The organism is Meiothermus granaticius NBRC 107808, assembly GCF_003574355.1.
Taxonomy (GTDB): domain Bacteria; phylum Deinococcota; class Deinococci; order Deinococcales; family Thermaceae; genus Meiothermus; species Meiothermus granaticius.
In genome coordinates this window covers 60379-67554 of the sequence record NZ_QWLB01000017.1, presented here as the reverse complement: position 1 = coordinate 67554, position 7176 = coordinate 60379, and the positions used below count along the sequence as shown (strand labels likewise).

The window sequence follows — 7176 nt, the reverse complement described above, 5'->3', positions numbered from 1 at the left end:
GGGCTGGTGCTCCTGGGGGTGGGGGCCCGCCTCCTGACCATCGGGGCGGTGGAGCTGGCCCGGGCCTTCGGGGTTCCCGAACTCATCATTGGTCTGACCATCGTGGCCCTGGGCACCAGCCTCCCGGAGGTGGCCGCCTCCATCATGGCGGCCCTGCGCCGCGAGCCGGACATTGCGCTGGGCAACATCGTGGGCTCCAATGTCTTCAACATCCTGGGCATCCTGGGCATTACCGCCCTGGTGCAGCCCATTGGCCTGCCCTGGGAGAGCATCCAGCGGGATATGTGGGTGATGCTCGGGGCCAGCGTGCTCCTGTGGCCTTTTCTGGTCACCGGGTCTAGGCTAGGGCGCAGGGAGGGGGGCGTTTTTCTGGGGTTGTACGTGCTCTATGTGGCCCTTCTCATCCGAGTGGCCTAATGTGCGGTGGGCTGCCAGGTGCGGGACAGCCAGGCCAGGACTCGGGCCAAACTCGCCTCCTAGGCCACCGAGGCGGGCATTTTCATAGATAGCGTATAGTGTAATCCGCCCAAAATACCCTTTGACACTCCCACGGCTAAAGCACGTGGGATTCTTGCTTCACGGAGCCGTGCCGCAACTGCTGGCGCGGTCTTACAGGCTCTCCACAAGCGTTTTGCGTGTTGGTATGCCCTACCACCACGGGGACGATCCCCTCTCGGGACGGGCTTTGCCCGTACACCAGGGGAATCGTGCGGATTCCCTCAGCCCGGATGTTCCGGGCCGCATTCAGGTCTCGGTCATGCACTGCCCCACACCCGCAGGTCCAAACCTTATCCGAAAGGGTCAGGTTCGCGTTAATAGACCCACACTCCCGGCACAGCCTGCTGCTGGGGAAGTAGCGATCAATCACGGCGAGATGTTTTCGGTGCCAGACCGTTTTGTACTCCACTTGCCTACGAAACTCGCCCAACGCAGCATCCATGACCGACCTGGACAGCTTGGTTCTCGCCATCCCTTTGAGACTCAGGTCTTCAATGCACAGCCCGTCGTAGCGGGTCACGAGGTTTGTGGTGAGCTTGTGCAGCCAGTCTTGGCGCTGGTTACGCACCTTAGCGTGTACCCGGCTCAGCCGCCGTCTGGCCTTCTCGCAGTTCTTGCTGCCCTTCTGCTTGCGAGAAAGCGCCTTGCTGGCCTTTTTAAGCCTGCACTCTCCCGCCCGGTAGAACTTAGGAGGTGCTATACGAGTCCCATCACTCAAAACAGCAAAGTCCTTAAGCCCGAGGTCTATGCCCACCACCTTTTCGGGGTTTGCGGGTGGGAGAGCAACGTCGGGCATCTCAAATTCGGCGGTGAGGGTGACGTACCAATGCCCCTCAGCGTCTCGCTTGAAGGTGGCCCCTTTGATGGTGCAATCAATTGGCTGGTTCTGGCGAATCCTGACCCAACCAACCTTGGGAACATACACCCTGGAGTCTTCGACTTTGACCCGCTGGGGTATACGAAAGCGCGGCTCGTCTTTCTTCCTACTCTTGAACCTTGGGAACCTGGCCCGTTTGCCAAAAAAGGCTTGGTAGGCCCGGTCAAGGTCTTTCAGGGCTTGTTGCAAAAGCTGGCTGTCCACCGCTTTGAGCCACGCCGTTTCAGGCTGCTTTTTCAGCGCCGTCAGTTCTGCCCCGAGTTGGGCCATCGGCAAGCTCTGCTTGGTGGCCTCGTACACCTCCTTGCGCCGTGCCAAGCCCCAGTTCCAGACCCACCGCCTAGCCCCCGCCATGCGCTCCAAAGCCTCACCTTGAACTTGGGTGGGTTCCATGCGGAAGCGGTAGACCTTGCGGTGAGTCATCAGTCCCTCGTTTTTTGGGCCGCGATGTACTGCTCTACGGTCTTGCTGCTCGACATACCCGCTGTGGACACCAAAAAGCTCCTTGTCCACAGCGCGGGAAGGCGTATCAGGTGGGGGTACTCCTTGCGGAGAACGCGAGAGGTGTACCCCTTGAGGCGGTGCATTACTTGGGACGGGGCCATGTCGGGGTCTACCGAAATGAACAGATGTACGTGGTCGGGCATGATTTCCAAAGCAATGATTTCCCACCCAAGCTCGGTAGCCTTCTCCCGCAGAAGCTCTTTCAGCCGCTCACCCAACGCACCCACCAGCACCTTTCGGCGACGCTTAGGACACCACACGAAGTGGTATCGCAGCAGCGAGACGGAGGTGTTGTTGTGTTTGTAGGGCGTTGGCACTACCACAGTATTGCACATCTGCCACCCACCATGTTTTGTAGCCCAAAACCGGGCGCACGTGGGGAGCTGCAAAGCCCACGTCTTTCAAGCGTGGGATGTAGCAGCTCCCCACACCCCCTTTCTGTAAGCGCTCTCCATTGGTTACGGGAATCCTCGAGGCCCTTTATGATGGGGTTGCGCTAGCGGAAATTCCCCAGGTAAGCTTCGATGTGCTGGGGCTCTACCCGGTAAAGTCGGCCCAGGTTTTCCGGGGTCAGCCAGGTCTGCGGGCTGCCCTGTCCCAGTACGCTGCCCTCGCCGACCAGGAGCACCTGGTCGGCTACCCGTCGGGCGTGCTCGGGCTGATGGGTACTGAGAAAAACAGCCTTGCCTTGGTCTCGCAGGGCCTCGAGCTGGGCCAGCACCCGGAGCTGGTTGCCAAAGTCCAGGTTGGAGGTGGGCTCGTCCAGCACCAGCACCTGGGCTTCCTGGGCCAAAGCCCGGGCCAGCAAAGCAAGCTGCCGCTCACCCCCGCTCACCTCGGTGTAGGGCTTTTCGGCCAGGTGCGGAATGCCCATCTGCTCGAGGGCCGCCTGGGCTATCCGGCGGTCGGCCTGGCTGGGCAGCGCAAAGACCCCTAGGTGGGCGGTGCGGCCCATCAGCACCACCTCTTCCACCGTGAAGGCAAAGAGGCCCTGGTGGGCCTGGGGCACATAGGCCAGTGTGCGGGCCAGGGCCACCCGGCTCCACTCGCGCAAGGGCTGGCGGCCCAGCCAGACCTGGCCCCAAAGGGGCGGCAGATGACCCAGCAGGGTGCGGATCAGGGTGGTCTTGCCGCTGCCGTTGGGCCCCAGCAGCACCGCCACCTGACCGCTCTCCAGGCGGAGGTTGATGCTGCGGAGAACCGCCCGGCCCCGGTGGCCTACCGTAAGGTCGGAGAGTTCGAGCACTACGACCTCCCCCCTCGCATCAGCAGGGCCAGAAAGACCGGAACCCCCACCGCTGCGGTCAGAATGCCCAGAGGAATCTCGATTAATGCCGCCGTGCGGGCCAGGGTATCGGCCACCAGCAAAAAAAGCCCCCCCAGAACCATCGCCACCGGCAATAAGCGCGAGAGTTCGGGGCCCACCAGCAGCCGCGCCGCATGCGGCACCACCAGGCCCACCCAGCCGATGATGCCCGTCACCGCCACCGCCGCCGAGGTCATCAGGGTGGCCGCCACGATCAAGACCAGCCTTAGCCGACCCACATGAACCCCCAGTGAGGCGGCTTCCTCGTCGGGCAGGCTCAGCAGGTTGATGCGCCAGCGCAGCAAAATTAGGGGGATCAGCCCAAGCCCTACCAGGCCCGTCAAGAGCGGCAGTTCCTTGCTGGTGACCCCATTGAGCCCGCCCATCAACCAGAAGGTGATGGAGGGTAGCTGCACGCTGGGGTCGGCGAGTACCTTGATGAGCGAGGTGCCGGAGGAGAAAAGCGTGCCCACCGCCACCCCGGTCAGCACCAGCACCAGCACGGGGTCATGCCGCCGCACCGCCTGGGCCATGAAATAGACCAACCCCACCGCCAGCATCCCACCAACAAAGGCCAGCCCCTGGATGAGCAGGATGGGCAGCGAGAGCAGAATGGCCAGCGAGGCCCCAAACCCGGCTCCTGCCGCCGCCCCCAGGATGTCCGGGGCGACCAGGGGGTTGCGAAACATGCCTTGATAGGCCACCCCTGCCGCGGCCAGCGCGGCCCCCACCACAATGGCGGCTAGAATGCGCGGCAGGCGCACATTCCAGACTACCGTTTGGGCGTTTTCGCTGCCCTGGCGCAGTAGAGCCTGGACAACCTCGGGCACCGAGAGGCTGAACTTACCTACCGAAAGCGCCAGCAAGACGCCTAAGAGCAACAAAAGTAGCAAGCCCAGGAAAACGCTGGGCGGCTTCATAGGGTCTTGAGGATGACCTCGAGCTGTGCCGCGCTGGGCTCCTGCCCATAGAACAGTCGGTAAAAGAGCCGGGTCTCGGCTCGCCAGTCAATGGGCTCGGCCCCGGCGTTGAGCCGGCGCACCAGCCAGCGCAGGCCGATCAGCCGGTTGACGCCCGGTGGTCCATCCAACCAACCGAAAGGCAGGCTGGGCAGCAGGTAGACCTGTTTGTTCTGCACCGCCCGCAGCCGGCCCCACAGGGGGTCGGTCTGGGTGAGCTGGAAAAACTGTGCGTCTTGGGTAAGGATGATGTCCGGCTGCCAGGAAAGAAGCTGTTCAAACGAGACCCGGGTCAGCCCGCCCCGTCCTGCCGCTGCGGCCACGTTGGCCCCGCCGGCTACCTCGATGACCTCCACGTTGATGGAGCCCTCGAGGCCCGTCTCGAGACCGGTAGCCGTGCGAGCCAGATAGACCCGTGGCCTGCGACCCCCAGCCCGGAAGCGGGCGGCTTCGGCCAGCGAGGCCCGGGCATAGGCGGCCAGCCGCTGGGCTCGCTCCTGCACGCCCAGCAGTTCACCCAACTCCAGTAGCTGCTGCACGCTCTCAGTCAGCCGCCCATCTACCAGGGCATAGGGGATACCGGTCTGCTGGCTGATCCGCTCCGCCGAGGAGAGGTAGGTGGCATCCACCGTGCCCACATCCAGAATCAGATCGGGCTTCAGGCTCAGGAGGGTCTCCACCGAGACGGTGGCCGAGCTGCCCACCAGCCGCCCGAACACCGGCAGATCTCGCACCACGGGAAGCACAAACTCCCGGGCCGGCGCACTGAGCTGGGTGGGCCAGCCCAGCATCCGCTCGGGGGTGAGCACATAGGCCATGACCGCTGAGGGAGGTCCAGCTACAAAAATCCTCCGTATCGGCGAGCGCAGCGGAGGCCCAAAGAGCCGGGTCAACCGGTTGCTTTGGGCCTTTGCGCCTCCCTTCAAGAAGGGGAGCGCAGCCAGAAAGGCTAGAAAGGTACGCCGACGCATGGGCATCATCTTCACCTCGAGCTTTAAGTAGTCACAATGTAACTATGCGACCTCGAGATGTCAATCTGGCCCAGATTCAGGCCTTTGGGGTTGAGGTAGAACAGGGCTGAGGAGCTCGAGCCATGCGACTGGGCTATCCCTGCGAAAACCTGACCCTGCGTGCCACCACCAACCACACCCTGCGCCTGGCCTCGCTCTCGGAAGAAAGAGTGAGTGCCAAGGCCGAGGCGAACTTTCATGACCTGGAGCGCATTCTTCGCTGGAATCCGCAAGCCGGCTTTGCCCTCTTCCGCCTGGGCCAACAGCTCATCCCGTTTGCCTCGCACCCCCAGTTCCCCTACAGCTGGGAAGCCGCGCATAAGGAGGCGCTGGCCCACCTGGGGGAGCTGGCCCAAAGCTTGGGGCAGCGGCTCTCCATGCATCCCGGGCAGTACGTGAACCCCGCCAGCCCTGAGCGCCGGGTCGTGGAGCGCTCCCTGGCCGAGCTGCGCTACTCGGCGCGGGTCCTGAGCCTGGTCGGGGCCCAGGACGGGGTATTGGTTCTTCACCTGGGGGGGGCTTATGGCGCCCCGGAGGGCGCTTTGCGGCGCTTCGTGGAAAACCTCCGGGGGGAGCGGGAGGTGCTGCGCTATCTGGCCCTCGAGAACGACGAGCGCCTCTGGTCAGTCGAGGGGGTGTTGCGGGCCGCCGAGCCGCTCGAGGTACCGGTTGTGGTGGACGCCCTTCATCACGCCCTGAACCCAGGAAGGCTAAGCCTCCCAGAGGCCCTCCGCCTGGCTTTTCCCACCTGGCGGCACCGGCCCAAGGTGCACCTGTCCAGTCAAGACCCCGCTAAGCGCCCTGGAGCCCATGCCTTCCAGATCGCCCCTGAAGACCTGGAGCGCTTGCTCGAGGCCCTCCCAGCTCCGGCAGACCTCATGATCGAGGCCAAGGGAAAAGAGCTGGGGGTGCCCCTCGAGACCCGCCGGGCCCTCCTGGCCTCTCCGTCTGGAGCGGAATCCCCGGTTTAGGGCGGCCCTATCATCCCCAGAGCGGGATGCTTGAAGGGCCAGAGGCAACCCCTGACCTTCTCCTGACAGGGGCTGCTTAGGTTCAGCGCGGGAGAAGGCATGTTGAGAATCTTAGTCCCTTCGATGGTCGTAGCGCTCAGCCTGGGAATAGCCCAGGGGCAAGGCAACCTGACCCTATACACCTCCGAGGTCTTGAGCGATGTAAACGCCTTGGTCCAGGCTTTTCAAGCGGAAAACCCGGGGGTGCGGGTTCAGGTTTTCCGTTCGGGAACCGGCGAGGTGGTCGCCAAACTGCGGGCCGAGCTCGAGGCTGGCAACCCGCAACCCGATCTTCTGTGGGTCGCCAATGAGGCCTACTTTCAGGAGCTGGCCGGGCGCAACCTCCTGCGCCGCATTCCACCTACGGTAACCGGTTTTCCCATTCAGTATGCCTACCGCGGGGGGCAGTACTACGAGGTGCGGCTGCTCTACAACATCATCGCGGTCAACCCGCAAAAGGTCTCCGAGGCACCTGCCTCCTGGCGGGACCTGCTCAAACCGGCCTACCGTAACCTGCTGGCCATGCCCGACCCCAATTTTTCGGGGGCTGCGCTGGCCACGCTCGGGACCCTCTCGGAGCGGCTGGGGTTCGGCTATTTTGAGGCCCTGAAGGCCAATGGCCTGGCAGTGGAGCAGTCCAACCCGGTGCTGCAGCAGAAACTCTCCCGCGGGGAGTACGGTCTGGCCATCACCACCGACTTTGGGGTAAGGCAAGAGATCGCCAAGGGGGCACCGCTGCGGGTGATTTACCCCAAGGACGGCCCCATCCTGGTGCCTACCCCGATAGGGGTGGCCTCCTGGAGCAAAAACCCCGGTCTGGCCTCGAGCTTCGTGAACTTTCTCCTCTCCCCCAGGGCCCAGGCCCTGTTTGCGGAGCGGGGCTACCACCCGGTCATGCCCGGGGCACCAAGGCCTATGGGTGCTCCGGAAAAGGTGGTGGGGCTCAAGGCCCAGGCTGCGGATGAGGCCATCCTGGCTCGATTCAACGCCCTCTTTGGCCTGAGGAAATGAG

At 63.6% G+C, this 7176-nt stretch carries 8 protein-coding genes; 3 read left to right on the top strand and 5 right to left on the bottom strand.

Annotated elements, in window-relative coordinates; genetic code table 11:
- Positions 1 to 417: sodium:calcium antiporter (locus Mgrana_RS07655; protein WP_420845919.1), on the top strand; the 417-nt coding region annotated here is incomplete at its 5' end.
- Positions 418 to 553: 136 nt separating this feature from the next.
- Here the strand turns inward: Mgrana_RS07655 and Mgrana_RS07650 are convergent.
- From Mgrana_RS07650 to Mgrana_RS07630, 5 genes are all read right to left on the bottom strand, one after another.
- The gene (locus Mgrana_RS07650) at positions 554 to 1798 is read right to left on the bottom strand and encodes an RNA-guided endonuclease InsQ/TnpB family protein (protein WP_119357015.1); all 1245 of its coding nucleotides are present in this window, start codon (positions 1796 to 1798) and stop codon (positions 554 to 556) included.
- Complete coding sequence (gene tnpA, locus Mgrana_RS07645) at positions 1798 to 2196, bottom strand: IS200/IS605 family transposase (protein ID WP_119357022.1); 399 nt, start codon at positions 2194 to 2196, stop codon at positions 1798 to 1800. The genes Mgrana_RS07650 and tnpA overlap by 1 nt, the downstream gene beginning before the upstream one ends.
- Before the next feature lie 179 nt (positions 2197 to 2375).
- On the bottom strand, positions 2376 to 3125 hold the full coding sequence (locus tag Mgrana_RS07640; RefSeq protein ID WP_170146427.1) for an ABC transporter ATP-binding protein: 750 nt from the start codon (positions 3123 to 3125) through the stop codon (positions 2376 to 2378).
- Positions 3125 to 4105: a FecCD family ABC transporter permease gene (locus tag Mgrana_RS07635; protein WP_119357013.1), complete on the bottom strand. Its 981-nt coding sequence runs from the start codon at positions 4103 to 4105 to the stop codon at positions 3125 to 3127. Before Mgrana_RS07635 ends, Mgrana_RS07640 begins: the two co-directional genes overlap by 1 nt.
- Positions 4102 to 5115, bottom strand: a complete 1014-nt coding sequence (locus Mgrana_RS07630) for an ABC transporter substrate-binding protein (RefSeq protein WP_170146426.1) — start codon at positions 5113 to 5115, stop codon at positions 4102 to 4104. Before Mgrana_RS07630 ends, Mgrana_RS07635 begins: the two co-directional genes overlap by 4 nt.
- 122 nt (positions 5116 to 5237) lie before the next feature.
- Here Mgrana_RS07630 and uvsE point away from each other — a divergent pair, with 122 nt between their 5' ends.
- Positions 5238 to 6125, top strand: a complete 888-nt coding sequence (gene uvsE / locus Mgrana_RS07625) for a UV DNA damage repair endonuclease UvsE (RefSeq protein WP_119357011.1) — start codon at positions 5238 to 5240, stop codon at positions 6123 to 6125.
- Positions 6126 to 6224: 99 nt separating this feature from the next.
- Complete coding sequence (locus Mgrana_RS07620; protein WP_119357010.1) at positions 6225 to 7175, top strand: ABC transporter substrate-binding protein; 951 nt, start codon at positions 6225 to 6227, stop codon at positions 7173 to 7175.
- Position 7176 lies beyond the last annotated feature (1 nt).

Coding starts and splice junctions, on each gene's coding strand:
- uvsE (WP_119357011.1), top strand. CDS start 5,238: ATGCGACTGGGCTATCCCTGCGAAAACCTGACCCTGCGTGCCACCACC.
- Mgrana_RS07630 (WP_170146426.1), bottom strand. CDS start 5,115: ATGCGTCGGCGTACCTTTCTAGCCTTTCTGGCTGCGCTCCCCTTCTTG.
- Mgrana_RS07650 (WP_119357015.1), bottom strand. CDS start 1,798: ATGACTCACCGCAAGGTCTACCGCTTCCGCATGGAACCCACCCAAGTT.
- Mgrana_RS07620 (WP_119357010.1), top strand. CDS start 6,225: ATGTTGAGAATCTTAGTCCCTTCGATGGTCGTAGCGCTCAGCCTGGGA.
- Mgrana_RS07635 (WP_119357013.1), bottom strand. CDS start 4,105: ATGAAGCCGCCCAGCGTTTTCCTGGGCTTGCTACTTTTGTTGCTCTTA.